Source organism: Streptomyces sp. NPDC000345, from assembly GCF_042898825.1.
Classification (GTDB): domain Bacteria; phylum Actinomycetota; class Actinomycetes; order Streptomycetales; family Streptomycetaceae; genus Streptomyces.
The window spans coordinates 156,847-179,544 of the sequence record NZ_JBIAZE010000009.1 but is presented as its reverse complement, the minus strand read 5'-3'; the positions used below and the strand labels follow the sequence as shown (position 1 = coordinate 179,544).

26 protein-coding genes and 1 tRNA gene are annotated in these 22,698 nt (G+C 72.5%); 16 read left to right on the top strand and 11 right to left on the bottom strand.

Annotation, left to right across the window (positions count from 1 at the left end):
- Positions 1–81: 81 nt before the first annotated feature.
- From ACFY30_RS22930 to ACFY30_RS22920, 3 genes are all read right to left on the bottom strand, one after another.
- The gene (locus ACFY30_RS22930; RefSeq protein ID WP_390847018.1) at positions 82–1,071 is read right to left on the bottom strand and encodes a DUF5926 family protein; all 990 of its coding nucleotides are present in this window, start codon (positions 1,069–1,071) and stop codon (positions 82–84) included.
- A gap of 236 nt (positions 1,072–1,307) precedes the next feature.
- The gene (locus ACFY30_RS22925) at positions 1,308–1,946 is read right to left on the bottom strand and encodes an ATP-binding protein (protein ID WP_390847017.1); all 639 of its coding nucleotides are present in this window, start codon (positions 1,944–1,946) and stop codon (positions 1,308–1,310) included.
- A gap of 258 nt (positions 1,947–2,204) precedes the next feature.
- The gene (locus ACFY30_RS22920; protein ID WP_390847016.1) at positions 2,205–3,041 is read right to left on the bottom strand and encodes a glycerophosphodiester phosphodiesterase; all 837 of its coding nucleotides are present in this window, start codon (positions 3,039–3,041) and stop codon (positions 2,205–2,207) included.
- A 257-nt stretch (positions 3,042–3,298) separates the two neighbouring features.
- Here ACFY30_RS22920 and ACFY30_RS22915 point away from each other — a divergent pair, with 257 nt between their 5' ends.
- From ACFY30_RS22915 to ACFY30_RS22900, 4 genes are all read left to right on the top strand, one after another.
- A complete protein-coding gene (locus ACFY30_RS22915; RefSeq protein WP_390847015.1) occupies positions 3,299–4,876 on the top strand; it encodes a S1C family serine protease in 1,578 nt (525 codons plus the stop codon).
- A gap of 63 nt (positions 4,877–4,939) precedes the next feature.
- Positions 4,940–5,026, top strand: a tRNA-Ser gene (locus ACFY30_RS22910).
- Between the two features lie 43 nt (positions 5,027–5,069).
- Positions 5,070–5,396 carry a hypothetical protein gene (locus ACFY30_RS22905; protein WP_390847014.1) on the top strand — a complete coding sequence of 109 codons (327 nt, stop codon included), beginning with the start codon at positions 5,070–5,072 and terminating at the stop codon, positions 5,394–5,396.
- A 157-nt stretch (positions 5,397–5,553) separates the two neighbouring features.
- Positions 5,554–5,820 (top strand): hypothetical protein, encoded by a 267-nt coding sequence (locus tag ACFY30_RS22900; RefSeq protein WP_390847013.1) that lies wholly within the window; start codon positions 5,554–5,556, stop codon positions 5,818–5,820.
- A gap of 89 nt (positions 5,821–5,909) precedes the next feature.
- Here the strand turns inward: ACFY30_RS22900 and ACFY30_RS22895 are convergent, their stop codons facing one another.
- The 3 genes from ACFY30_RS22895 to ACFY30_RS22885 form a co-directional block, all read right to left on the bottom strand.
- Positions 5,910–6,389: a DUF5994 family protein gene (locus ACFY30_RS22895; RefSeq protein ID WP_390847012.1), complete on the bottom strand. Its 480-nt coding sequence runs from the start codon at positions 6,387–6,389 to the stop codon at positions 5,910–5,912.
- 272 nt (positions 6,390–6,661) lie between these two features.
- Positions 6,662–7,000 (bottom strand): YciI family protein, encoded by a 339-nt coding sequence (locus ACFY30_RS22890; RefSeq protein ID WP_390847011.1) that lies wholly within the window; start codon positions 6,998–7,000, stop codon positions 6,662–6,664.
- A gap of 213 nt (positions 7,001–7,213) precedes the next feature.
- Positions 7,214–8,584: an NAD(P)-binding domain-containing protein gene (locus ACFY30_RS22885; protein WP_390847010.1), complete on the bottom strand. Its 1,371-nt coding sequence runs from the start codon at positions 8,582–8,584 to the stop codon at positions 7,214–7,216.
- Between the two features lie 204 nt (positions 8,585–8,788).
- Here ACFY30_RS22885 and ACFY30_RS22880 point away from each other — a divergent pair, with 204 nt between their 5' ends.
- Both ACFY30_RS22880 and ACFY30_RS22875 read left to right on the top strand, forming a co-directional pair.
- Positions 8,789–9,157 (top strand): ArsR/SmtB family transcription factor, encoded by a 369-nt coding sequence (locus tag ACFY30_RS22880; protein WP_390847009.1) that lies wholly within the window; start codon positions 8,789–8,791, stop codon positions 9,155–9,157.
- 27 nt (positions 9,158–9,184) lie between these two features.
- Positions 9,185–9,721: a DinB family protein gene (locus ACFY30_RS22875; RefSeq protein WP_390847008.1), complete on the top strand. Its 537-nt coding sequence runs from the start codon at positions 9,185–9,187 to the stop codon at positions 9,719–9,721.
- A gap of 70 nt (positions 9,722–9,791) precedes the next feature.
- Here the strand turns inward: ACFY30_RS22875 and ACFY30_RS22870 are convergent, their stop codons facing one another.
- Entirely contained in the window at positions 9,792–10,577 is a 786-nt protein-coding gene (locus ACFY30_RS22870) for an aquaporin (protein WP_390847007.1), read from the bottom strand.
- Between the two features lie 37 nt (positions 10,578–10,614).
- Complete coding sequence (locus tag ACFY30_RS22865; protein WP_390847006.1) at positions 10,615–10,929, bottom strand: ArsR/SmtB family transcription factor; 315 nt, start codon at positions 10,927–10,929, stop codon at positions 10,615–10,617.
- Positions 10,930–11,007: 78 nt separating this feature from the next.
- Between ACFY30_RS22865 and ACFY30_RS22860 the strand changes: the two genes are divergently transcribed.
- Positions 11,008–11,427: an arsenate reductase ArsC gene (locus tag ACFY30_RS22860; RefSeq protein WP_390847005.1), complete on the top strand. Its 420-nt coding sequence runs from the start codon at positions 11,008–11,010 to the stop codon at positions 11,425–11,427.
- A gap of 58 nt (positions 11,428–11,485) precedes the next feature.
- On the opposite strand, the gene ACFY30_RS22855 is transcribed toward ACFY30_RS22860, so the two are convergent.
- The gene (locus ACFY30_RS22855) at positions 11,486–12,307 is read right to left on the bottom strand and encodes a helix-turn-helix domain-containing protein (protein WP_390847004.1); all 822 of its coding nucleotides are present in this window, start codon (positions 12,305–12,307) and stop codon (positions 11,486–11,488) included.
- A gap of 132 nt (positions 12,308–12,439) precedes the next feature.
- Between ACFY30_RS22855 and ACFY30_RS22850 the strand changes: the two genes are divergently transcribed.
- Positions 12,440–12,811: a VOC family protein gene (locus ACFY30_RS22850; protein WP_390847003.1), complete on the top strand. Its 372-nt coding sequence runs from the start codon at positions 12,440–12,442 to the stop codon at positions 12,809–12,811.
- Positions 12,812–13,171: 360 nt separating this feature from the next.
- Positions 13,172–13,828: a hypothetical protein gene (locus ACFY30_RS22845; RefSeq protein WP_390847002.1), complete on the top strand. Its 657-nt coding sequence runs from the start codon at positions 13,172–13,174 to the stop codon at positions 13,826–13,828.
- On the opposite strand, the gene ACFY30_RS22840 is transcribed toward ACFY30_RS22845, so the two are convergent.
- Complete coding sequence (locus ACFY30_RS22840) at positions 13,818–14,729, bottom strand: bifunctional DNA primase/polymerase (protein ID WP_390847001.1); 912 nt, start codon at positions 14,727–14,729, stop codon at positions 13,818–13,820. The genes ACFY30_RS22845 and ACFY30_RS22840 overlap by 11 nt on opposite strands.
- A gap of 360 nt (positions 14,730–15,089) precedes the next feature.
- Between ACFY30_RS22840 and ACFY30_RS22835 the strand changes: the two genes are divergently transcribed.
- The 6 genes from ACFY30_RS22835 (at position 15,090) to ACFY30_RS22810 (ending at position 20,567) form a co-directional block, all read left to right on the top strand.
- Positions 15,090–15,404 carry a hypothetical protein gene (locus ACFY30_RS22835; protein WP_390847000.1) on the top strand — a complete coding sequence of 105 codons (315 nt, stop codon included), beginning with the start codon at positions 15,090–15,092 and terminating at the stop codon, positions 15,402–15,404.
- Positions 15,405–15,597: 193 nt separating this feature from the next.
- Positions 15,598–16,497, top strand: a complete 900-nt coding sequence (locus ACFY30_RS22830) for a bifunctional MaoC family dehydratase N-terminal/OB-fold nucleic acid binding domain-containing protein (protein ID WP_390846999.1) — start codon at positions 15,598–15,600, stop codon at positions 16,495–16,497.
- Positions 16,494–16,895 carry a MaoC/PaaZ C-terminal domain-containing protein gene (locus ACFY30_RS22825; RefSeq protein WP_390846997.1) on the top strand — a complete coding sequence of 134 codons (402 nt, stop codon included), beginning with the start codon at positions 16,494–16,496 and terminating at the stop codon, positions 16,893–16,895. Before ACFY30_RS22830 ends, ACFY30_RS22825 begins: the two co-directional genes overlap by 4 nt.
- Positions 16,892–18,061, top strand: coding sequence for a lipid-transfer protein (locus ACFY30_RS22820; protein ID WP_390846996.1), 1,170 nt, complete (start codon positions 16,892–16,894; stop codon positions 18,059–18,061). The genes ACFY30_RS22825 and ACFY30_RS22820 overlap by 4 nt, the downstream gene beginning before the upstream one ends.
- Positions 18,062–18,220: 159 nt before the next feature.
- The gene (locus ACFY30_RS22815; RefSeq protein ID WP_390846995.1) at positions 18,221–18,769 is read left to right on the top strand and encodes a SigE family RNA polymerase sigma factor; all 549 of its coding nucleotides are present in this window, start codon (positions 18,221–18,223) and stop codon (positions 18,767–18,769) included.
- Positions 18,770–18,887: 118 nt separating this feature from the next.
- Complete coding sequence (locus ACFY30_RS22810; RefSeq protein WP_390846994.1) at positions 18,888–20,567, top strand: long-chain fatty acid--CoA ligase; 1,680 nt, start codon at positions 18,888–18,890, stop codon at positions 20,565–20,567.
- Positions 20,568–20,766: 199 nt separating this feature from the next.
- Here ACFY30_RS22810 and ACFY30_RS22805 read toward each other — a convergent pair whose 3' ends face one another.
- Positions 20,767–21,972, bottom strand: a complete 1,206-nt coding sequence (locus ACFY30_RS22805) for an MFS transporter (protein WP_390846993.1) — start codon at positions 21,970–21,972, stop codon at positions 20,767–20,769.
- Positions 21,973–22,103: 131 nt separating this feature from the next.
- On the opposite strand from ACFY30_RS22805, the gene ACFY30_RS22800 reads away from it, so the two are divergent.
- Positions 22,104–22,697, top strand: a complete 594-nt coding sequence (locus tag ACFY30_RS22800) for a TetR family transcriptional regulator (RefSeq protein ID WP_390846992.1) — start codon at positions 22,104–22,106, stop codon at positions 22,695–22,697.
- Position 22,698 lies beyond the last annotated feature (1 nt).

Here is a 22,698-nt window from a genome sequence, read left to right as displayed (position 1 = left end):
AGTTGTGAGCGGAGTCACGCCCGCCGTCCGCGCGGTCCGGCTGACCGACCGGTCAGCCGGACCCCGGGTCGTGCCCGTGTCTCAGCTGAGCGTCACCTGGCGGTTGGTGAGCCCGCCGCGCGCGCGACGCTCCTCGGCGGTGAGCGGGGCCTCGGTGGCGAGGGCCGCCGCGAGACGTTCCGCGAACTCGGTGGCCGGCTTCTCCACGTCGTCCGCGGAGACCCCGCTCGGCAGGTCCCAGACCGGCACCGTCAGGCCGTGCGCCCGGAAGGAGCCCACCAGGCGCGTGCCCTCACCGAGGCTGGAACGGCCCGCCGCGTGCAGCCGCGCGAGTGCGTCCAGAAGCCGCTCCTCCGGGTGCGGCATGACCCACCGCAGATGGTTCTTGTCCGGCGTCTCGCACCAGTACGCGGCGTCCACACCGGTCAGCTTCACGGTCGGGATCGCCGCCGCGTTGGCCCGCTCCAGGGAGGCGGCCACCTCCGGCGTGGCGTTCTCCGGGTCCGGAACCCAGAACTCGAAACCGTCGTGCACAACTGGCTCGAACGCGCCTTCGGCGTCGAGCAGATCCTGCATCCGGGGGCCGCCCGCGGGGGCACGCCTGGCCTGCACCGGAGTACCCGGGTCCGCCTCCAGGGCCCGCTGGAGCGTGTCCGCCAGGTCACGGCTGATGTCGCCGGACGGCGTGTCGTTCTGCAGGCCGAGGAGCACCGATCCGTCGTCCCGGCGCAGGGCGGGCCAGGCCATCGGCAGGACCGTGGCGAGAGTGACGGAGGGGACGCCGTCGGGCAGGCCGTCCTTCAACGTCAGCTCGACCGTGGCGGCCGGCACCAGCTCGCGCAGCGCCACCCAGTCGCACTCGCCCGGCAGGCCCTCGAAGGGGCGCTGCACCAGCTCGGTCACGGCATGCGCGGCGGCCCGGCCGTGACAGGCCTTGTAGCGGCGGCCGCTGCCGCAGGGGCAGGGCTCCCGGGCACCGACGACCGGAACGTCCACATCAGTGCCTGCGGCGCGGGCACCGCCCGTGGTCTGCGGCCTGCCGGCCTTCGTCTGGGGTCGCTTCTTGGCCATCTGGGTGTCTCCCGGGTACGGCTCGTCTGGTACGGCGGGAGCCTAGCCGCTCGTACCCGCGACCACGGGAACCTGTGGAGAACGCGGCGGTTGTCCCGACCGGGTGCCGGCCGGGACCTGCTGCGAGAGTGGCGCCGCCGCCCGAAGGCGGCGCGGCGAGCGGGGCCGCCTCCCACGCCTTCAGGCGGTGGGGAGCGGGCCGGGCGCCGCGCGGCGGGCGCCACTTCCGCGCAGGCCTAATCCAAGTCGTCGAACGCGTCGGCGAAGTCCAGTCCGGGCATCGACGCCACCGCGGGGGCCGCGACCCGGGAGGCGAAGTCGTCGCGCCGGCAGCCGGCGTCGGGGTCGTACACGTCCGCGTGGACCAGGACCCACACCGTGACCTCGCCGTGGACGTCGTCCCGCACGCCCCAGTCGTCGGACAGGGCCGTGATGATGTTCAGCCCGCGGCCGCCGTGCGCGGTGACGGAGGGGGTGGCCGGTGACGGACGGGTCGGACCGCCGCCGTCGGTCACCTCGACGACCAGCCGGCCGCCCGGATCGACCCGCCATGCGGCTCGGACGTCACCGTCCCCGGCGAAGGCGTCGCCCAGAGGTCTGCCGTGTTTGCACGCGTTGCTCAAAAGTTCGGAAAGGATCAGTACGGCATCATCGATGACCGCTTCCGGCACACCGCCCCTGCGCAATTGATCGCGCATGCGGTGTCTCGCCTCCCCCACGCCCGCAGGGCCATGGGGTACGGCCATGCTCGACGACGTGGGCACCTCCTGTGCCACCACCAACGCCACCCCCGAGACCTCCTTCGCCCCACGCCACGGTGTGGATGCCCCATTGGCCTGTACCGGAAACCGGCCAATCCATGTCCTCAGACGCATTTGCAACGATCGAATACGGAGCGAACACGCCGGAGCACTCCCCGTGAGCACATGGCTGAATTTCGTCGGAGTGGCCGATTTGGAGGATGCGGGAGGGTTGGCGTGGGGTCAAGGGGACGTGAGGTATCTGTGAGGTGTGAGTGATCTGTGGGGCGATTCAGGCCGCGCTTCGTCCCGCACGGCGTACGGCGGCGGGCTGTACGGCGACGGGCCGTACCGTGCCGTACCGTGCCGCGCCGTGCGGGGACGCGGGGAACGTCATCGGCCCAGCCGGTGCAGCACCGCGCGCGGCCGGTTGGTGATGATCGCGTCGACGCCCAGCTCGACACAGGCGTCCACGTCCTCCGGTTCGTTCACCGTCCATACGTGCACCCGGTGACCGGCCTCCTTCAGGCGCTCGACGTACAGCGGATGGTTGCGCACGATCCGGATCGAGGGACCCGCGATCCCCACCCCGACAGGCAGCCGTCCGTCGCGCAGCCTGGGTGAGACGAACTGCGTGAGATAGACCGTCGGCAGCGTCGGCGCCGCCGCGTGCACGCGGTGCAGCGAACGCGCCGAGAAGCTCATGACGCGCACCGGCGACTCGGCCGCCGAGGCCGGCGCGTCCAGGCCGAACCGCTTCAGGAGGGCCAGCAGCCGCTCCTCCACCTGCCCGGCCCAGCGCGTCGGATGCTTGGTCTCGATGGCCAGCTCCACCCGGCGGCCCGCGTCGGACACCAGCTCCAGCAGCCGCTCCAGCGTCAGGACGGACGTCTCCTCGCGGTCCTCGGGCCGGACCTCCCAGTCCGGGTCTTCCACGCGCGCGCGCCAGGCCTCGCGTGCCTCTCTGGTCTTCCAGGAGCCGAAGTCCAGCGCGGCGAGATCGGCGAGCTCCAGGGCGGAGACGGCACCGCGGCCGTTGGACGTACGGTTGACGCGTCGGTCGTGCACGCAGACGAGATGTCCGTCCGCGGTCAGCCGTACATCGCACTCGAGGGCGTCCGCACCGTCCTCGATCGCCTTCTTGTACGCGGCCAGGGTGTGCTCGGGGGCCTCCTCGGAGGCTCCGCGGTGAGCGACGACTTGAATGTGGTGCTGGCGTACGTGGGTCACCGCGTCATGGTGCCACCGGAACCATGTGAGAACAGTCTGAGATGTTTCGGGGATGCCTGCTTAGTGCACTAAACGTCCCTTATAAAGAATGCCCATGGACCCACAGGCACCGCTTATGGTGCTCTGACGGCCCGTGGGAAAAGCTGAGCAGTACAAAAGCACACGCACAGCTACCGCCGCGCCGGGTCGACGACAAGCGTGAACGGGCGAGACCTAGTGCGACCGACGACAACAGCCGTGGATCGAGGAGAAGAGCTGTGAGCACCGAGAACGAGGGCACCAACGAGGGCACCCCGGTACCCCCGGCGCCGTCCGCACCCCCCGTGCCGGTGGAGACTGCCTCGGCCGCCGCCCCGCAGACGCCCGCGCCGGACGCCGGCGCGCCCACCACACCCCTCTCGCAGACCCCGCCCGCCCCGGCGGGCGACTGGCCCCCGCCGACCGCACCCCAGGCCGCCCCCGCGGCGGCCGAGGGCGAGTGGCCTGCCCCCGCCGCTGGCGCCCCCGCCGTTCCGGCCGCCGCGCAGCACGCCCCGGCCGCCACCACGGCGGACGGCTGGCAGAACCCCCCGACCACTCCCCTCTACGCCGATGCCGGCGCCGGCACGCACGCGTACGGCGACGGCGGTGCCGCGGGAGCGGGCGGAGCCGGTGGCGTGGGCGGTGTCGGTGGCGCCGCCTGGGGCGCCTCCTACCAGCAGCCCGCGCCCAAGTCCGGCCGCGGCCGGGGCGGGCTGGTCGCCGCGGTCCTCGTCGCCGCGCTGGTCGCGGGCGGCCTGGGCGGCGGCCTCGGCTACACCCTCGCCAAGAACGACGACAACAGCGGTTCCACTACCGTCTCCGCCTCCACCAGCGGCGGCGCCGTCAAGCGGGACGCGGGCACCGTCGCCGGGGTCGCCGCGGCGGCCCTGCCCAGCACGGTCACCATCGAGGCCGAGTCCAGCAACGGCGAGGGCGGCACCGGCACCGGTTTCGTCTTCGACACCCAGGGCCACATCGTCACCAACAACCACGTCGTCGCCGACGCCGTCGACGGCGGCAAGGTGACGGCCACCTTCCCCGACGGCAAGAAGTACAACGCCGAGGTCGTCGGCCACGCCCAGGGCTACGACGTGGCGGTCATCAAGCTGAAGAACGCCCCGTCGGACCTCAAGCCGCTCACCCTGGGCGACTCGGACAAGGTGGCGGTCGGCGACTCGACGATCGCCATCGGCGCCCCCTTCGGCCTCTCCAACACGGTGACGACGGGCATCATCAGCGCGAAGAACCGCCCGGTGGCGTCCTCGGACGGCAGCGGCAGCTCCTCCTCCTACATGAGCGCCCTGCAGACTGACGCGTCGATCAACCCGGGCAACTCCGGCGGCCCGCTCCTCGACGCCCAGGGCAATGTGATCGGCATCAACTCCGCGATCCAGTCCACGGGCAGCGGCGGCCTGGGCGGCACCTCGCAGTCCGGCTCGATCGGCCTCGGCTTCGCCATCCCGATCAACCAGGCCAAGTACGTCGCCCAGCAGCTGATCAAGACCGGTGAGCCGGTGTACGCGAAGATCGGCGCGTCCGTCTCCCTGGAGGACTCCTCGGGCGGCGCGAAGATCACCGACCAGGGCTCGGGCGGCTCCTCCGCGGTCGAGTCGGGCGGCCCCGCCGACAAGGCCGGCCTCAAGCCCGGCGACGTCATCACCAAGCTCGACGACACCGTGATCGACTCCGGCCCCACCCTCATCGGCGAGATCTGGACCCACCAGCCCGGCGACAAGGTGACCATCACCTACGAGCGCGACGGCAAGACCCACACCGTCGAGCTCGCCCTCGGCTCCCGCACCGGCGACAACTGACCCGCACACGCGCCTGCCCACCCGTTACTCTTATCCCCGCGCCGCCGATCATCGGCGGCGCGGGGAGACGTGCCCGAGCGGCCTAAGGGAACGGTCTTGAAAACCGTCGTGGCAGCGATGTCACCGTGGGTTCAAATCCCACCGTCTCCGCATGTGAACGGCCCCTGACCAGGTCATCCGGTCAGGGGCCGTTGTGTTCGGCGCTACCCGCACCTACCCGTCGTTCCCCGGTTCTTCTGGCAGCCGGGGCGACGGCAAACGCGACACAGGGTCGATCATCACGCTTCTCGAAGCCGCGCCGGCCCTCGTGCTGTTCACCGATGCCATGACGGTCCGCAGACACGACCTCGCGGTCGGCGGCTTTCTGCCGACCTGTCTGCCGGGTATCGGCCTGCCGCTGAGCATCGGAGCGGGCTCGCTGCTCGCCTGGCCGTTGCTGCCGGGGCCGACAGGCGGCGCACGTCGATCGGAAGCCGGTGGCCTGCGTCCGCGGTCCCGCCGGTCTCTGCATGCCCGCTGAGGGCGGGGCGGGCCGTTCGTATCCGGAGCGGACGGCGATCACCTCCTGACGGGACCCGGCTGTGCGTACCACCGCCCGGCGCGTTCGGGGTCCCGCTCCGGTACCCCGAACCGCCGGCCGGGATGCGCTGGGGTCCGCCTCGTTGGATGGTGAAGTCATGAACCATGACCGTCAGTCCCAGCGAACGATCGAGATCAACACCCGGCTCGTGACGACCGGTGTCGTGCTCACCGCGGCCGGTGCCGTGGTGGCATGGGCCGGCATGGCCATCGCGGCCGCCGCCGTGGCCGCGGCCGGGCGGCGCCTGATCCGCGATATGGACGTGCCCCCGACCCAACAGGCGGCCATGAAGTGGCGGCGGGCCAAGGAGGCGTCCCGAGCGGGCATGCAGGCGTGGCAGTCCACGTCCGACGCCCAGGGCTGATCATCCGCCCGCCAGGTCCGACGAAGCGCCCCGGTACCCGCGGCACCGGACGCGTTCGGCCGAGGTCGGCCGAGGCCGGCTGAACGGGCTCAGCCGCCCCGGACCTCCGGCGCCGTGAACCGCGTCCTCGCGATCGCCAGCAGTTCGGTGGCGGTGCTGCTGCCGTCGACCGGAGCGGGGGTGTTCATCAGCCAGGCGGCGGTGCCGGCCTCCGTCGCGGGAGGAATGACGAGCAAGGTGCGAAACCCCTCGCGATAGGAGCAGAGCAGGATCTCGTTCTGCTCGTGACCGGACACGAACCACCCCACGGTCACGAAGTGCGCGCCCACGGCGACATGGTGCGGGACATCGGGCCACAGCTCGATGCCCAGGGTGACCCGGGTGAAGCTGTCTGACCCGTCCATCGCCTCGATGAGCAGGGGCAGTTCGTCGACGAGCTCGTGGGAGTACGGCCACCAGGCGCCGTCGAGTCCCCCAGGGACGGCTTCGTACGGCGCCGACGAAAACCGGACCGGCAGCGGGAAGGGGCGCATCGCGGTGGTCGCGGAATGATCGACAGTCGGTTCCATGACGTGGACCCGCCTCCAGGCACGGTGTCACCGGCCTGGCATCGTCGTTCACCGAGAACGGCGTCAGCACGGACACCGGCGCACGCAATGCCCTCGGTGACCTCAGCCTACTCCCCAGGCACCCGCCGCTGTCCGGCTCGCATGGTGCGAGCCGGTTTCGACGGCGCCTCGGCGGTCCCGCGCCGAGAACAGGCCCGGCGCCGGTGTTCACCGCGGTTCCCCGGCGGGTCGGGCACGGACGGGGACACGACCTCCTGGTCCGGAGCGATGGCTCAGCTTTCGGGGTCGTACATGATCTCGCGCACCTCCTGTGCGCACCGGCACGCCTCGGCGATCTTCGCAGCCCACATCAGCGCGTCCTCGCGCGAGGGGACCTCGATGATCGAGAAGCCGCCGACGACCGCCTTGGTCTCGGGGAACGGTCCGTCCGTGACCGTGCCGTCGGTGGCCACGATGCTCGCCCGCTGACGCTCCACTCCGGCGCCGAAGATCCAGACACCTGCCTCCTTGGCCTCCTGGACCACCCGGTGGGCTGCCTCGTCGACCGCCGGGAGGTCGTCCTCGGGGAAGTTCATCGATCCGTCGTCGAACGAGATCAGGTATCGCGCCATCGTTTTCGCCTCCTTGTCCGGCGACCACCTGGCCGCCTCGTCACTGCTCCCGATCAGACGGACTTCGCGTCAGGTTCTCATCGGTCGTCTCGCCCCTGCTTCAACGAGAGGTCGGCGGCGTGGCTTTGGGCGGGAGCCGTTTCGGGGCGGGTGCGGCGGATGGGGCCGGGGTGTGGTCCCGCTGGTCGCGCAGGTGGAGGCCGGTCACGGGCTTCAGCAGCCGCCGGACGCGGTGGCGGGGGCGCCGACGCCGATCCGGAGGGTGGTGGGGGCCGCACAGCACCCGCCGGACCGCTCGGCGTCGTCCGGTTCGTCGAAGAGACCCGCGCCGCCGCAGACTCCCGTTTCCGGGAGGGTGAGCTCGACGCGGTCGGCGGATTCCGGGTCGCCCGCGATGGCGGAGGCGACGGAGCGGACCTGCTCGTAGCCGGTCATCGCCAGGAACGTCGGGGCGCGGCCGTAGGACTTCATCCCGACCAGGTAGATGCCCTGCTCAGGGTGGGAGAGCTCGCGGTGGCCGTGCGGGCGGACGGTGCCGCACGAGTGCTGGTTGGGGTCGATCAGCGGCGCCAGCCCGACCGGGGCCTGGAGGCGCTCGTCGAGGTGGAGACGGACCTCCGACAGGAAGGACAGGTCCGGGCGGAACCCGGTCAGCACGATGACCTCGTCCACGGGCTCCAGCCGCCGGCCGTCCTCGGCGACCAGGACCACCCGGCCGCTGCCGTCGCGCTCGATCGCCTCGGTACGGAAGCCCGTGACCGCGTCGGCGTGCCCGTCGTCGACCGCCGCCTTCGCCGCCAGGCCCAGGGCACCGCGGGCGGGAAGCTGGTCGGCCGTACCGCCGCCGAAGGTGGAACCGGAGATGCCACGGCGCAGGATCCACACCGCCTTCGTGCCGGCGCCGTCCTCGGCCCCGGCGAGGTCGGCGAGGTGGGCGAGCGCGGTGAAGGCGGAGGCGCCGGAGCCGATGACGGCGGTTCGCCTGCCGGCGTGGCGGGCCCGGACGGCGGGGTCCCTGAGGTCGGGGACGCGGTAGGTGACGCGGTCGGCCGCCGACTTCTCGCCGAGTGCCGCAAGCCCGCTCGCACCGGCCGGGGAGGGCGTGGTCCAGGTGCCGGACGCGTCGATCACCGCACGGGCGAAGATCCGTTCCTCGCGGCCGTCGGCGTGGTGGACGTGCACGACGAAGGGCTGGGTCTCGCGGTCGGCGTCGACGATGCGGTCGCGGCCGGTGCGGGACACGCCCGTGACGGTCGCGCCGAAGCGGACGCGCTCCCCGAGGAAGCCGGCGAGAGGCTCGAGGTACTGCGCCGCCCAGTCACCGCCGGACGGGTACGTCGCCGGGTCGGGCTTGGTCCAGCCGGTTGGCGCGAGCAGCTTCTCGGCGACCGGGTCGACCACCTCGCCCCAGGGGGAGAACAGCCTTACGTGCGACCACTCCCGCACCGCCGCCCCGGCGGCCGGTCCGGTCTCCAGGACCAGGGGCTCCAGGCCCTGGTCGACGAGGTGGGCGGCAGCGGCGAGACCGGCGGGACCAGCTCCGACCACGACGACAGGCAGCTCGGCAGGGGCAGGCGCGTTCACGGCGACTCCTTGCTTGTTTTGATATTTGTCAATGTCTTGCGCGGCCCAGCATGGCACTTGTATCGATGGGCGTCAACATAGACATTTGTCGAATCGGCGGCCGGTGTGGCGCGTCGGCATAGTGCGGAGCGGAGGCTCGCCGCCGATCTTGCGCCCCCTCGGGCGGCCCTCCCTCTCTGGATCGACATGTGTCAACATAGACGTATGTCGAACATCAAGGCGTTGCCGCTGCTGGACCCCGAGGTCGCCGAGGGTGCGGTGCCGTGCTGCCCGCCGCTCACCGAGCGCCCTCTGACGGCCGAAGAGGCCGAGCGGACTGCCGCGATGTTCAAGGCCCTCGGCGACCCCGTCCGCTTGCGGCTGTTCTCTCTGGTCGCCTCGCACGAGGGCGGCGAGGCCTGCGTGTGCGACATCTCCGACGTCGGCGTCTCCCAGCCGACCGTCTCCCACCACCTGAAGAAGCTCAGGGAGGCTGGTCTCCTCACCTCCGAGCGGCGCGGCACGTGGGTGTACTACCGGGTGGAGCCGTCGGTCGTGGCGGCGATGGGTCAGATGCTCGGCGCCATCGTCTGAGCCGGCCGACGGAAGCGGGTGTGTCCGATGGACGAGTCGGTGGACCGCCGAGCCATCCACGAGCAGCTGGAGTACGCCCGTACGACGTTCCACCGGCTCCTCGACGGCGCCACCGAGGCCGACCTGCGCCGGCCCACTGCCGGCACCCGCTGGACCAACGAGCAGTTGTTGTTCCACATGCTCTTCGGGTACGTCCTGATCCGGCCCTTGCTGGCGCTGCTGCGGATTTTCGGGAGGCTGCCCCGACGTGTCGGCCGGACCTTCGCCCGGCTTCTCGACGCCGGGACCCGCCCCTTCGATGTCGTCAACTACCTGGGCCCGCTCGGCGGCGCGAAGGTCCTCGGTCGCCGCGGGATGGGAACGGCCTTCGACCGCGTGATCGCGGATCTGCACCGCCGCCTGGACGCCGAGCGGGAGTCCGATCTCGCCGTCGCCATGCATTACCCGACCCGCTGGGACCCCTTCTTCCGGGACGTCATGACCGTCTCGGACCTCTACCGCTACCCGACCCGGCACTTCGACTTCCATCGTCGGCAGCTCACGCTGACCGCTGACGGCCCGTAGGACGCGAGGTGGGAGCCGGCGTCCGGCCGGGCCGGGCTGCTGCCGATCTTCGCCACCCGCGTCCCGCGGGTCATTCGGACGGTCGGCCGCGCATGAAGATGAGCGCGACCAGGGCCAGTCCGACCACCGCGCCGACGAACTGCATGCCGATGAATCCCGCGACGGAGCCTGGCGCGATACCGGCGAAGGTGTCGGTGAAGGCGCGGCCGATGGTCACCGCCGGGTTGGCGAAGGACGTGGACGAGGTGAACCAGTAGGCGGCGCCGATGTACGACGCCACCGCGACGGGGGCGAAGCGCAGGCGGTCGGTGCGGGCCAGGCCGAAGATCAGCAGGATCAGGCCGGCGGTGGCGACGGTCTCGCCGAGCAGGAGGTTGCCCGCCGAGCGGTCGTGGGTGGACCACTTCACCAGCGGTTCGCCGAACATCGCGTCCGCGAGGACCGCGCCCGCGACCGCCCCGGCGATCTGGGCGGGGACGTACGCGGCCGCCTCGCGCAGTGTGACTCCGGCGCCGCCCCGGCGGGCGGTGAACCACTCCGCGAGCGTGACGGCCGGGTTGAAGTGGGCGCCGGAGACCGGCCCGAGGAGGGTGATCAGGACGCCCAGGCCGAAGACCGTGGCGGTGGAGTTGGCGAGCAGCTGCAGGCCGACGTCCTCGGTCAGCTCGGTGGCCTGGATGCCGGAGCCGACCACGACCGCCACCAGGGCTGCGGTGCCGACCAGTTCGGCCGCCACCCGTGCGACCAGGGGCGGTGACGGGGACGGAGTGGCGCCCGGTGCGGGCTGAGGCGTTGTCGCCGGGGTCGCCTCGGGCTTCCCGGATCTGTCGTGCTCGGTGGTCTCGGTGGCGGTCAACAGGTCTCCTCGGTGCGGGTCGCCGATGCGGCGGGGATCAGGGGCAGGACCGCTTGACGTTGTTCTCGGCGGTGGTGCGCGCGGTCTCCGCCAGGTCGGCGAACTGGCCCGCGAGGGTGGCGATGACGTCGGGCCTGAGCCGGTAGTAGGTGAACCGGCCGCACGGCTCGGTCTCCACGACCCCGGCCTCGCGCAGCACCTTCAGGTGGTTGGAGAGGTTGGTCTGCCGGGCCCCCGTCTCCTCGATCAGGTGCGTGCTGCAGAGCGTCTCCCTGGCCAGCAGGGTGACGATCCGGAGCCGGAGCGGGTCCGCGAGGACCCGCAGCAGATCAGTGTCGACTGACATCATCATGGGCTGATACTGTCACATCACTCCGGGCTGATACCCGTCTGAGGTGATCCTCCTGCTCCGCTGACGAAGGAAGAACCGATGTCCTCCAGCCCGCTCGCCTCCGTGCTGTTCGTCTGCGTCCACAACGCCGGGCGTTCGCAGATGGCCGCCGGGTTCCTCGCCCACCTCGCGGGCGACCGGATCGAGGTCCGCTCCGCCGGTTCCGTCCCGGGCGACCGGGTCAACCCCGCCGCGGTCGAGGCCATGCGGGAGGCCGGGGTCGACATCTCCGGGGCCCGGCCGAAGGTCCTCACCACCGACGCCGTCCAGGCGTCCGACTACGTGATCACCATGGGCTGCGGCGACGCCTGCCCGGTCTTCCCCGGCAAGAAGTACCTCGACTGGGCCCTGGAGGACCCGGCGGGCAAGGGCGTCGAGGCCGTCCGTCCGATCCGCGACGAGATCAGGACCCGTATCGAGGCACTGATCGCCGAGATCGACGCCCGGCGCGGCGTCTGACCCCCGCGACCGGTACGGGCGGGCGCGAGGGCAGCGACCCGGACCTCGGCGGCGGCGGTCAGTGAGGGGTTCCCGGGGCGAGCAGGCGCCGTAGTGCCGTCGGGGTGTGACCCAGGTACTGGCGTACGGTCCGGCTCAGGTGCGCCTGGTCGGCGAAGCCGAGGTCCGCGGCGAGGGCGCTGAGGCTGTCCTCGCCCTCCTCCAGGCGGTCGAGGGCGCGGCCGACGCGGACGCGGTTGCGGTAGTGGGTCAGCGAGACTCCCAGCGCGCGGCCGAAGGACCGGCTCAGGCGGTAGGGCGAGACGCCCAGCGCCTCAGCGAGCGGGAACAGCCCGGCGGAGGCGGGGTGGTCTTCGGCGATCGCCCGGCGGGCCGCCGCGACGAGAGCCGCGTCGCCCGCCGGGGCCGGCGCGCCGAGCGGTGCGGGCCCGCAGACGGCCTGGCTGACGGCGGCGGCGAGGAGTCCGAGCAGTTCTTCCGCCAGCGCGTAGTCGATGTCCCCGGCCCGGGCGGTCGCCAGAAGCCGGCGATGGGTGAGGTCGAGGCGGGCGTCGACGTACACGCCCCGGGCGGCCGGGCGGGCGGCGTCGCCGGCCATGGTGTGCCAGAGAGCCGGCGTCAGGCTGACGGAGGTGCACTCGTCGCCCCCGGCGGGATGGGCGAAGCGCTCCTCCTCGCCCGGCACGCCGACATAGGCCGTGGTCGCGTCGATGTCCGCGTCCGCTCCGGCCGCGCGCCTGCGGAACCGGCCGCGGCGCACGAGCACCACCCGGTAGTCCTCCCGTACTTCGGTCTCCGACCAGCGCGGGTGGTCGCCCCGGCAGGTCACGGCCGTGACACTGAAGTCGGGCCGGGTGGCGAGAGCGGTCGCTGCGAGCACCTTTCGCACGCTACGCCGGGGGTCTGACAGTCACCGCGCAAGGATGTTCAAGACGGGCCCCACCGCCACGGGCAAGCTGGTCATGAAGCCACTACGGCAGGACAACAGCACTCACACGAAGGGGTCTTCGGCATGCCCGCTCTCACGGAGTTCACCGCCGTCGTCATCGACTGCGCCGATCCGGCCGCGCTCGCCGAGTTCTACAGGAAGGCCACCGGCTGGGACATCACCTACAGCGACCAGGACTACGTCTTCCTGGGCGGCGGCGGCGCCGGCGGCCGTACCCAGATCGCCTTCCAGCGCGTCGCGGGCTACCAGGCGCCGGGCTGGCCCGACGCCCGCAAGCACATGCACCTCGACTTCACCGTCGCCGACCTGGAGACCGCCGCCGCCGAACTGCTCGCCATCGGGGCGGCGAAGCCCGAGTTCCAGCCCGGCGAGGGCAGGTGGGTGGTGCTCACCGACCCCGAGGGCCACCCGTTCTGCATCACCACCAGCGGCTGACGACCCGGCGAAGGGGGCGACGGACAGGGCGTGCGGCCACGGGAGTTCCTGACCGGGAGCGCGCCCGAGCGCGTCCGGGCGGCGGTCCGTGACGCCGGCGCGGTGCACCGGAGCGTGGTCCCCGGGCCGTCACGAACCGGGGGAGCCGCGGAGGGCGGGCGCACGTTCCCCGCCTGCTCCCCCCAGGGCCTCCCCCCGGCCCGCGGAGGTCCCGTCACACCCGTCCCCGCCCGGTGACGGCTTTGTCCCGGCTGTGTGACGCAAGGGCTTGCCGTGATGTGGTGCGGTGCGGTGCGTTGTTACGGTCCCGCCACCGGGTGCGGCCGAGTGGGCCGCCCGTGACCAGGGGGGACGTCCCGTATGAAGGCCAACCGGCTCAGACCTGTCGTCATCGCGCTCGCGGCCGTCACGCTGACCGCCGTGCTCACCGGATGTGAGAAGGGCGGTTCCGCCGCCGGTTCCGCCAGTGGCTCGACCGCCGGCTCCGCCGCCGGTTCCGCCGCGGGGGCCGGCGCCGGTGCGTCCGCCAAGCCCGCCGCGTCCACCGCCGCCGCCACGCCCGCCGAGGCCACGCCTTCCGCCGTCCCGTCCGCCGCCAAGAAGCCTTCCGCCGCGCCCCCCGCCTCGTCCGCCGCCACCGCCGCAGGCTGCTCCGACGAGCCCCCCACCCCCGACGAGGTCGACCCCGACGAGCTCGCCCTCTTCCGGATCGAGGAGATCGACGGCATCACCGACAAGGTGAACCTCGTCATCCAGCACGGCGTCTGGGGCTGCCCGGGCAAGGACACCGACGGTGCCCCCTTCGTCGTCACCGGCGAGGACAGCCGCTGGGCGATGGACCAGGCCGCGTACGTCACCGCCGTCACCCCGATCACCGACAGCACCGAGAACCAGCGCATCGGCGTGCAGGAACTGATCGACTGGGTCGACGCCCACCCGGACTCCGGTCTGGTGTTCCGGTACGAGACCGGTGACGACGGTGCCATCCACCGGCTGGAGCAGGTCTTCACGCCGTAGGACCGGCCATGCGGGCCGCCGACGCGATCGTCGAGCGGGCCTCGCGATCCGTCAGGCCGGTGCGGACCGCGGCCGCGACGAGCGCGTCGGCGAGCGCTTCGCCGATGCCGTCCTCGTAGGCCCGGCAGGCCGCCCAGAACAGCCGGGTGTTGCGCTGGCCCTCGTGGGCCGCGAGGACGAACTGGACCAGGCCCCGGCCGTGCGCACCGCCCGCCCCGCCCCCGGCTCCCGCTCCCGGTGTGCGGGGCGGGGGCAGCAGGAGGCGCAGGAGGGCGCGGGGGCAGGGGGCGGGGGCGAGGTGGGCCGTGCCGGGCGCCGTGGTGTAGACGCCGTGGGCGGTGCGGGAGCCCGGGCCGACCAGGTAGCCGCCGGCGCCCCGGATGTCGATCCCGGGGGCGAGGCGGCCGGCCGAGTTGGGGACGACGACGTCCGGCGGGCCGGTGAGCCAGAGGTGACGGCCGCCCGAGGGGGTGATGACCACGATGGTGGGCGGGATGGTGAACAGGTGGCGCAGGGCCAGTGCGCGCAGGGCGCCCGTGGAGTCCGTGCCCGACTTGGTGTCGAGGTCGACGCCGATCAGATGGTGCGGGGGCAGGCCGCAGGCGATGCCGTAGCCGGTGGCCCAGGGTGCGGCGGCGAAGAGTTCGCGGATGCGGGCGGGGTCCGTCGAGGCGTCGTACACGCCGTGGCCGAAGCGGCCGCACTCGCCGTGGCAGGGCGGTTGCGCCGGGGCGGGGGCGTCGCGGTGGGGGGAGCGCAGGGCCGGGAGCTTCGTGCGGGACAGGGGGATGACGGCCAGGCCGCGTTCGGCGGCCGACAGGGCATGGGCGAGGGCCAGGGTGCCGGCCTGCCGGGGGTGCCGGTCCGGGTGCCGGGTGCTGTGCCGGTCGGAGGTGGCCATGCTTCCAGTGTCGTACTGGTGTTCGAGAAAGGAAAGGGGGGAGCGGAGGGCGACACGCCGACGGGCGGCGACCGGCCGGACATCTGACGGAACGCTTCAGCCCGTGTGGGTCTGCGGGGCGGGTGTCCGGTCCGCCGGGAGTCATGGCGTCCCGGGCAGGAAAAGCCGGGATCCGGGTTTATCGACTTGTCATCACGCTTGCGTGCTAATCGGGGCTTCCGGGGCGGTTCGCCTGGGATCCGGTGGGCAACTCTGGTCTCGCGACGTCGTCACCGCACCGGGCCGGCCGGCCGGCCGCCCTGGTGGAAGCCGTGGTTCAGGGCTTCTCAGCGCGTATCCCGATGGTTCTGGAGGACCAACATGGCAAGCATCCGTACCGCCCGCGTCATCACCGCCGTCTCCGCCCTTCCGCTGGCAGCCGCCCTCTTCACCGGCGTCGCGGCGGCGGACAACGGCGGCGCCGCGGACGACGGATCGAACGCGGGTGTCGCGAGCGTCGTGGGCAGCGGCGTCGGGCGCGACAACAGCGGCAACTCCTCGACCACCCAGCAGAACGCCGTCGGCTCGGGCGCCTCGAACCAGAGCAACACCGCGCAGGTCAAGGGCTCCGCGTTCACGGCCGTCAACCAGGGCAACAGCAACACGGCGGTCTCCTTCTCGCCGCTGTGGTGGTGAGCTGAGGAGGCCGGGGTCTCGGCCCCCGGCCTCCTCCCGGGTGTGCTCCGTGGGGGTGGAACGGCGTCCGCGCGGCGGTGCTTCGGTGCCGCCGCGCGGACGTGTTCGCGTGACCTTGACAGTTCCCGCCGTCTGACGGACAGTCAGAAACCTGCCCGGGCCGTGGTATCGGCGCATCGGAGGGAGCGGCGACGTGGACGACGACGGGCTCTACTCACGCCTGAAGGCCTACGAGGGCCGGCCCGCCGCCGTCTCCGGCACCGGCCGCGACCCCGTCAACGCGCCCATGATCCGGCACTGGTGCGAGGCCATGGGCGACCGGAACCCCGCGTACACCGGACCCGGCGCGATCGCCCCGCCCACCATGCTCCAGGCGTGGACCATGGGCGGCCTCGGCGGCCACCCGGGCCGCGCCCGGCCCTACGAGGAACTGCTCGCCCTCCTCGACGAGGCGGGCTGCACGGCCGTCGTCGCCACCGACTGCGAGCAGGAGTACCTGCGCCCCCTCCGGCCCGGCGACGAGGTCACCTTCGACACGGTGATCGAGTCGGTGTCGGAACGGAAGACCACCAAGCTGGGCGCCGGGTACTTCATCACCACCCGGACCGACGTCAGGGCCGGCCCCGACCTGGCCGGCACCCACCGCTTCCGCATCCTCAAGTACGCCCCCGCCCGGGGGAGAACGGCACCGCGGGAACGCCGGCCCCGCCCCGTCGTCAACCGCGACAACGCCGGCTTCTGGGAGGGCGTACGCGAGCACCGGCTCCTCCTCCAGCGCTGCACCGCCTGCGCCGGCCTCCGCTTCCCGTGGCTGCCCGGCTGCCACGCCTGCGGCTGCCCGGAGTGGGACACCGTCGAGGCGGCCGGCGAGGGGACCGTCTTCTCGTACGTCGTCCTGCACCATCCGCCGTTCCCGGCGTTCGAACCCCCGTACGCGATCGGGCTGATCGAGCTGGCCGAAGGGGTGCGCGTCGTGAGCAACGTGGTCGGGGTGCCGTACGACAAGGTGCGGATCGGGATGCCGGTACGGCTCGAGTTCCGGCGCTACGACGACGAGCTGACGCTGCCCGTGTTCCGGGGGGTGACGGTGTGAGAGCGGGTGAGGTGCTGCCGCCCCTGGAGATCGAGATCACCCGGACCCTGATCGTCGCCGGCGCGCTGGCCTCGCGCGACTACCAGGACGTGCACCACGACCCCGAGGCGGCCCGCGCGAAGGGCTCCCCGGACGTCTTCATGAACATCCTCACCACCAACGGCCTGGTCGGCCGCTATCTCACCGACCACTTCGGGCCCACGGCGGTGCTCCGCAGGGTCGCCATCCGGCTCGGGGCGCCCAACCACCCGGGCGACACGCTGGTGCTGAGGGGCACGGTCGAGGAGGTCGAAGGGGACACGGCCGTGGTCAGGGTGACCGGCGACAACGGCATCGGCCGGCATGTCACCGGCACGGTGACGGTCACGGTCCCGGTCCCGGAAGGGGGTGCGCGGTGAGCGTACGGACGCGGGACTCGCTCGGCGGACGGGCCGCGATCGCCGGGATCGGGGCCACGGAGTTCTCCAAGGACTCGGGCCGCAGCGAGCTGCGCCTGGCGGCGGAGGCGGTGCGGGCCGCGCTCGACGACGCCGGGCTCACTGCGGCGGACGTGGACGGTCTGGTGACGTTCACCATGGACACCAGCCCGGAGATCACCGTGGCGCAGGCCTGCGGGATGGGGGAGCTGTCCTTCTTCTCCCGGGTCCACTACGGCGGCGGGGCGGCCTGCGCGACCGTGCAGCAGGCGGCGCTCGCGATCGCCGCGGGCGTGGCCGAGGTGGTGGTCTGCTACCGCGCCTTCAACGAACGCTCGGGCCGCCGCTTCGGCTCGGGCGTCAGGCAGCGCGAACCCTCGGCGGAGGGGGCGGCGCTGGGCTGGGTGATGCCGTTCGGGCTGCTCACCCCGGCCTCGTGGGTGGCCATGGCGGCGCAGCGGTATCTGCACACCTACGGGCTGACCCCCGAGGAGGCCTTCGGCCCGGTCGCCGTCACGGCGCGCCGGCACGCGGCGGCGAACCCGGCGGCGTACTTCCACGGCCGCCCGATCACCCTGGCCGACCACGCGGCCTCCCGCTGGATCGCCGAACCGCTCCGGCTGCTGGACTGCTGCCAGGAGACGGACGGCGGCCAGGCCCTCGTCGTCACCTCGGTGGAACGGGCCCGCGACCTGCCGCACCCGCCCGCCGTGGTGGCCGCGGCCGCGCAGGGCTCCGGCCGGGCCCAGGAGCAGATGACCAGCTTCTACCGCGACGACCTGACCGGCCTGCCGGAGACGGCGGTGGTCGCCCGCCGGCTCTGGCGCACGTCCGGGCTGGCGCCCGCCGACATCGACGTGGGCGTCGTGTACGACCACTTCACCCCGTTCGTGCTGATGCAGCTGGAGGAGTTCGGCTTCTGCGCGCCCGGCGAGGCGGCCGCCTTCGTCGCGGAGGACCGGCTGCCGCTCAACACCCACGGCGGGCAGCTGGGGGAGGCGTACCTCCACGGGATGAACGGCATCGCGGAAGCCGTACGGCAGCTGCGCGGCACCTCCGTCAACCAGGTGCCGGGCGCGGAGCGGACCCTGGTGACGGCGGGGACGGGAGTGCCGACCTCGGGCCTGGTCCTGACCGCCGACCGCTGAGCCCGCCCTGAGCGCCCTCAGGGTCGTCCCGGAGGAGAGGCCCCCCTTCCGTCCACCTTCAGGAGGTGGAGCGGGCACCACCCCTACAACCTGAGGGGGACTCGTCTTCGGCACCTGCGGGCGATCCGCCCGAGCGGGGTCCGCTCCTAGCGTGGAGCCATGACCACACCCGTCTGCACCAGCGCCTCGCACGGCAAGAGGCGGTCATCTCCTTACCCGTCCTTCGCGTCGTACGTCAGAGCCCGGCAGCCGGTGCTGCTGCGCACCGCCCGGTCGCTGACGGCGAACCCGAGCGACGCCGAGGACCTGCTGCAGACCGCGCTCACCAAGACCTACGTCGCGTGGGAGCGGATCGAGGACCACCGGGCGCTCGACGGTTACGTCCGCCGGGCCCTGGTGAACACGCGCACCTCGCAGTGGCGCAAGCGCAAGGTCGACGAGTACGTCTGCGAGGAACTGCCGGAACCGGAGCCCGCGTCCGGCGAGGACGACCAGGCCGAGCGGCAGGCGCTGCGCGACGCGATGTGGCGGGCGATCATGAAGCTGCCCGACCGGCAGCGGGCGATGGTCGTCCTCAGGTACTACGAGGATCTCAGTGAGGTCCAGACGGCCGAGGTGCTCGGCGTCTCCGTGGGGACGGTGAAATCGGCGGTCTCGCGGGCCCTCGGCAAGCTCCGCGAGGACCCTGAGCTGGGACTTGTGCGATAGCGGGCCGACATGGTGTTTTGACCCGGGCTTTGTCGTGACGTGATCGATCGTCGTTACCTAGTGACATACCGCGCGGTATGTGCGCAGAATCAGCGCAACCGTTACCACCGCGTAGGCAATGTCGCCGCCCTGGGAGGACGCCGTGCTGAGCACCATGCAGGACGTACCGCTGCTGATCTCGAGGATCCTGACCCACGGGGCGAGGATCCACGGCTCGTCGCAGGTGACCACCTGGACGGGCGAGGGCGCACCGCAGCGCCGCTCCTTCGCCGAGATCGGCGCCCGCGCCGCCCAGCTGGCCCACGCCCTGCGCGAGGACCTCGGAGTCCAGGGCGACGACCGGGTCGCCACCCTCATGTGGAACAACGGCGAGCACGTCGAGGCGTACTTCGCCATCCCCTCCATGGGCGCGGTCCTGCACACCCTGAACCTGCGGCTGCCCGCCGAGCAGCTGGCCTGGATCGTCAACCACGCCGCCGACAAGGTCGTCCTCGCCAACGGCTCCCTGCTGCCGCTGCTCGCCCCGCTGCTCCCGCACCTGAAGTCGGTCGAGCACGTGGTCGTGTCCGGCCCCGGTGACCGCTCCCTCCTCGCGGACGCCCGTGCCCAGGTCCACGAGTACGAGGACCTGATCGCCGGGAAGCCCACCGACTACGACTGGCCCGAGCTGGACGAACGCTCCGCCGCCTCCATGTGCTACACCTCCGGCACCACGGGCGACCCCAAGGGCGTGGTCTACAGCCACCGCTCGATCTACCTGCACTCCATGCAGGTCAACATGGCCCAGTCGATGGGCCTGACCGACCAGGACACCTCGCTCATCGTGGTCCCGCAGTTCCATGTGAACGCGTGGGGTCTGCCGCACGCCACCTTCATGACCGGCGTCAACATGCTGATGCCGGACCGCTTCCTGCAGCCCGGACCGCTCGCCGAGATGATCGAGTCGGAGAAGCCGACGCACGCGGCCGCGGTCCCCACCATCTGGCAGGGCCTGCTCGCCGAGCTGACCGCCAAGCCCCGGGACGTCTCCTCCCTCGGCAACGTCACCATCGGCGGCGCGGCCTGTCCGCCCTCCCTCATGACGGCCTTCGACGACCTCGGCATGCGGGTCTTCCATGCCTGGGGCATGACGGAGACCTCTCCGCTCGGCACCATCGCCCGGCCGCCGGCCCATGTCGTCGGCACCGACCAGGAGTTCGCCTACCGCCTCACCCAGGGCCGCTTCCCGGCCGGTGTCGAGGGCCGTCTCACCGGCCCCGGCGGCGAACGCCTCCCCTGGGACGGCGAGTCCGCGGGCGAGCTGGAGGTGCGCGGCCCCTGGATCGCCGGCGCCTACTACAACGGCCCCGACGCCGAACCCCTCCGCCCCGCCGACAAGTTCAGCGAGGACGGCTGGCTGAAGACGGGCGACGTCGGCACGATCAGCCCCGACGGCTTCCTCACCCTCACCGACCGCGCCAAGGACGTCATCAAGTCCGGTGGCGAGTGGATCTCGTCGGTGGAGCTGGAGAACGCGCTGATGTCCCACCCGGACGTCGCCGAGGCGGCCGTCGTCGCCGTCCCCGACGACCGGTGGGGCGAGCGCCCGCTGGCCACGGTCGTCCTCCGGGAGGGCGCCACCGCCGACTTCGAGACCCTGCGCGCCTTCCTCGCCGAGGAGGGGAAGATCGCCAAGTGGCAGCTCCCCGAGCGCTGGACGATCGTCGAGGCGGTGCCGAAGACCAGCGTGGGCAAGTTCGACAAGAAGGTGCTGCGCCGCCAGTACGCGGAGGGCGAGCTGGACATCACCCGGCTCTGAGAGTCCCCCGGCTGAGAGCCCCCCGGCTCCGGGCGTCACCCGGCTTGAGGCGTCACCCGGCATGAGAGCCGCCGGGCTTGAGGCGTCACCCGGCTTGAGAGCCGCCGGGCTCTGAGTACCGTTCCGGTGTGCGCCGGGCAGGTCACCTCGCGGCACCTGCCCGGCGTGCTCCGGCGTCACGGCCGTACCCCCGCGGCCGTCATCGCCGTACGACGGTGGTGGTCCACCCCAGCAGCAGCCACAGGCCGGCCACCGCGACCACCCCGCCCCAGCCGTAGTGGGTGAAGGCGAGGCCCGCCAGGGCCGAGGCGGTCGCGCCGCCGGCGAAGCCCGCGACGACGTAGGCGCTGTTGGCGGTGGCCGGGGCCGAGGTGGTGGTCAGGGCGAGGGTCTGGTTGGCGACGTGGGAGGCGACCAGGGCCGCGTGGATCAGGACGGCCGCCGCGAAGAGCGCCGCGAGCGCGTGGCCGCCCAGCCGGAAGAGGGGGACGGAGACGGCTGCGAGGACATAGGCGTGGCGTACGACCTTGGCGGCGCCGAAGCGGTCGACCAGGCCGCCCGCCAGCGGGGCCACCACGCTCGCCGCGAGCCCGAAGAGGCCGAACAGGCCCGCGGTCGCGGTGGTCATCCCGTACGGCTCGCCCGTCAGCAGCAGCGCCAGCGAGGTCCACAGCGCGCTCCACGCGCCGTACATGCCGGCCTGCCGCACGCACGCCCGCCACAGGTCGGGGGAGCGGCGGACCAGGCCGGGCATGGTGCGCAGGCCGGTGAAGAGCCCGCCCTCGCGCGGCCGGCGGTGCTCGGCGGGGAGGGCGGCGGCGGTCAGCAGGCCCAGGACGGCGGTCAGCACCGCCGCGCCGACGAACACCGCGCGCCAGCCGAAGGCCTGACCGGCGAGACCGCCGAGGACGCGGGCCGCGACGATCCCGGTGAACAGGCCCGCGATGACGGCGGCGACGTGGCGTGCCCGGTGGTGGGCGGGGGCGCGTTCGGCGACCAGCGGCACCAGGAGCTGCGGGACGACGGTCGCGGCGGAGGCGACGAGGACGGCGGCCGCGAGACCGGCCGTGCCGGTGGCGGCGGCACCGGCGGTCAGCGCCGCCGTGGTGACCAGGGAGAGCACGGCGACCAGCCGGCGCCGGTTCACGCGGTCCCCGAGCGGGGCGAAGAGGAGCAGACCGGCCGCGTAGCCGAACTGGGCGACGGAGGCGATCCAGGCCACGGCGGAGGACGTCGAGCCGAAGTCGTGCGCGATGAGCGGGAGCAGCGGGGCCGCCACGTAGATGTTGGCGGCGGTGACGGCGGTGCAGAGGGTGATGAGGACGAGGAGGAGCCGCCCGCCTCGCGTGGCGGACGGCCGCCGGGTGCCCTGGGCGGCGGCGGTGGCGGTGACTGCGGTCGGCATGACCGGGATGCTCCTTCGAGCCGGGTCTCACAACCAACCAGTTGGTTGGAACGGTGGGTGCAACAGTGTGGGAGGCGAGGAGATTCCCTGTCAACCAACTGGTTGGTTGTCTGCCTGGCTACCATGTCCCCATGGCAACGACCAGGACGACGCCCCGGGACCCCGAGGCCACGAAGGCGCGGATCTTCGACGCCGCCGTCGCGGAGTTCGCCCGCCACGGCATCGCGGGCGCCCGCATCGACCGCATCGCCGCCGAGGCCAAGGCCAACAAGCAGCTCATCTACGCCTACTTCGGCAACAAGTCCGAGCTGTTCTCCCAGGTCCTCGGCCGCTGCATGGTCCACCTCGCCTCCGCCGTCCCCGTCGACCCGGACGACGTCGAGGGCTGGCTCGACCGGCTGATGGACTACCACGCCGTCCACCCCGAGCTGTTCCGCCTGCTCTACTGGGAGGGCATCGAGTACGGCACCGCCGACCTCCCCGACGAGGCGGAACGCCGGCAGCACTACGCCCTCAAGATCGCCGCGGTGCAGGACGGCCAGGACCGGGGCGTGATCACCGACGCCATTCCGGCCCGCGACCTGCTCTTCCTGCTGATCGCGATCGCCAACTGGGCCACCGTCGTCCCCCAGATGAGCCGCATCCTCGCGGGCTCCGAGGACACCGACCGCGCCCGCCTGCGCGCCTCCGTGAAGGAGGCGGCGCGGCGGATGATCGCCCTTTAGG

Bases quoted from the DNA above. Each gene is read 5' to 3' on its own strand.
- ACFY30_RS22930 (WP_390847018.1), bottom strand. From the start codon at position 1,071: ATGGCCAAGAAGCGACCCCAGACGAAGGCCGGCAGGCCGCAGACCACG.
- ACFY30_RS22895 (WP_390847012.1), bottom strand. From the start codon at position 6,389: ATGGAACCGACTGTCGATCATTCCGCGACCACCGCGATGCGCCCCTTC.
- ACFY30_RS22925 (WP_390847017.1), bottom strand. From the start codon at position 1,946: ATGCGTCTGAGGACATGGATTGGCCGGTTTCCGGTACAGGCCAATGGG.
- ACFY30_RS22890 (WP_390847011.1), bottom strand. From the start codon at position 7,000: ATGGCGCGATACCTGATCTCGTTCGACGACGGATCGATGAACTTCCCC.
- ACFY30_RS22805 (WP_390846993.1), bottom strand. From the start codon at position 21,972: ATGCCGACCGCAGTCACCGCCACCGCCGCCGCCCAGGGCACCCGGCGG.
- ACFY30_RS22900 (WP_390847013.1), top strand. From the start codon at position 5,554: ATGAACCATGACCGTCAGTCCCAGCGAACGATCGAGATCAACACCCGG.
- ACFY30_RS22865 (WP_390847006.1), bottom strand. From the start codon at position 10,929: ATGATGATGTCAGTCGACACTGATCTGCTGCGGGTCCTCGCGGACCCG.
- ACFY30_RS22875 (WP_390847008.1), top strand. From the start codon at position 9,185: ATGGACGAGTCGGTGGACCGCCGAGCCATCCACGAGCAGCTGGAGTAC.
- ACFY30_RS22810 (WP_390846994.1), top strand. From the start codon at position 18,888: ATGTCGCCGCCCTGGGAGGACGCCGTGCTGAGCACCATGCAGGACGTA.
- ACFY30_RS22840 (WP_390847001.1), bottom strand. From the start codon at position 14,729: ATGGCCACCTCCGACCGGCACAGCACCCGGCACCCGGACCGGCACCCC.
- ACFY30_RS22850 (WP_390847003.1), top strand. From the start codon at position 12,440: ATGCCCGCTCTCACGGAGTTCACCGCCGTCGTCATCGACTGCGCCGAT.
- ACFY30_RS22800 (WP_390846992.1), top strand. From the start codon at position 22,104: ATGGCAACGACCAGGACGACGCCCCGGGACCCCGAGGCCACGAAGGCG.
- ACFY30_RS22845 (WP_390847002.1), top strand. From the start codon at position 13,172: ATGAAGGCCAACCGGCTCAGACCTGTCGTCATCGCGCTCGCGGCCGTC.
- ACFY30_RS22860 (WP_390847005.1), top strand. From the start codon at position 11,008: ATGTCCTCCAGCCCGCTCGCCTCCGTGCTGTTCGTCTGCGTCCACAAC.
- ACFY30_RS22880 (WP_390847009.1), top strand. From the start codon at position 8,789: ATGTCGAACATCAAGGCGTTGCCGCTGCTGGACCCCGAGGTCGCCGAG.
- ACFY30_RS22815 (WP_390846995.1), top strand. From the start codon at position 18,221: ATGACCACACCCGTCTGCACCAGCGCCTCGCACGGCAAGAGGCGGTCA.
- ACFY30_RS22835 (WP_390847000.1), top strand. From the start codon at position 15,090: ATGGCAAGCATCCGTACCGCCCGCGTCATCACCGCCGTCTCCGCCCTT.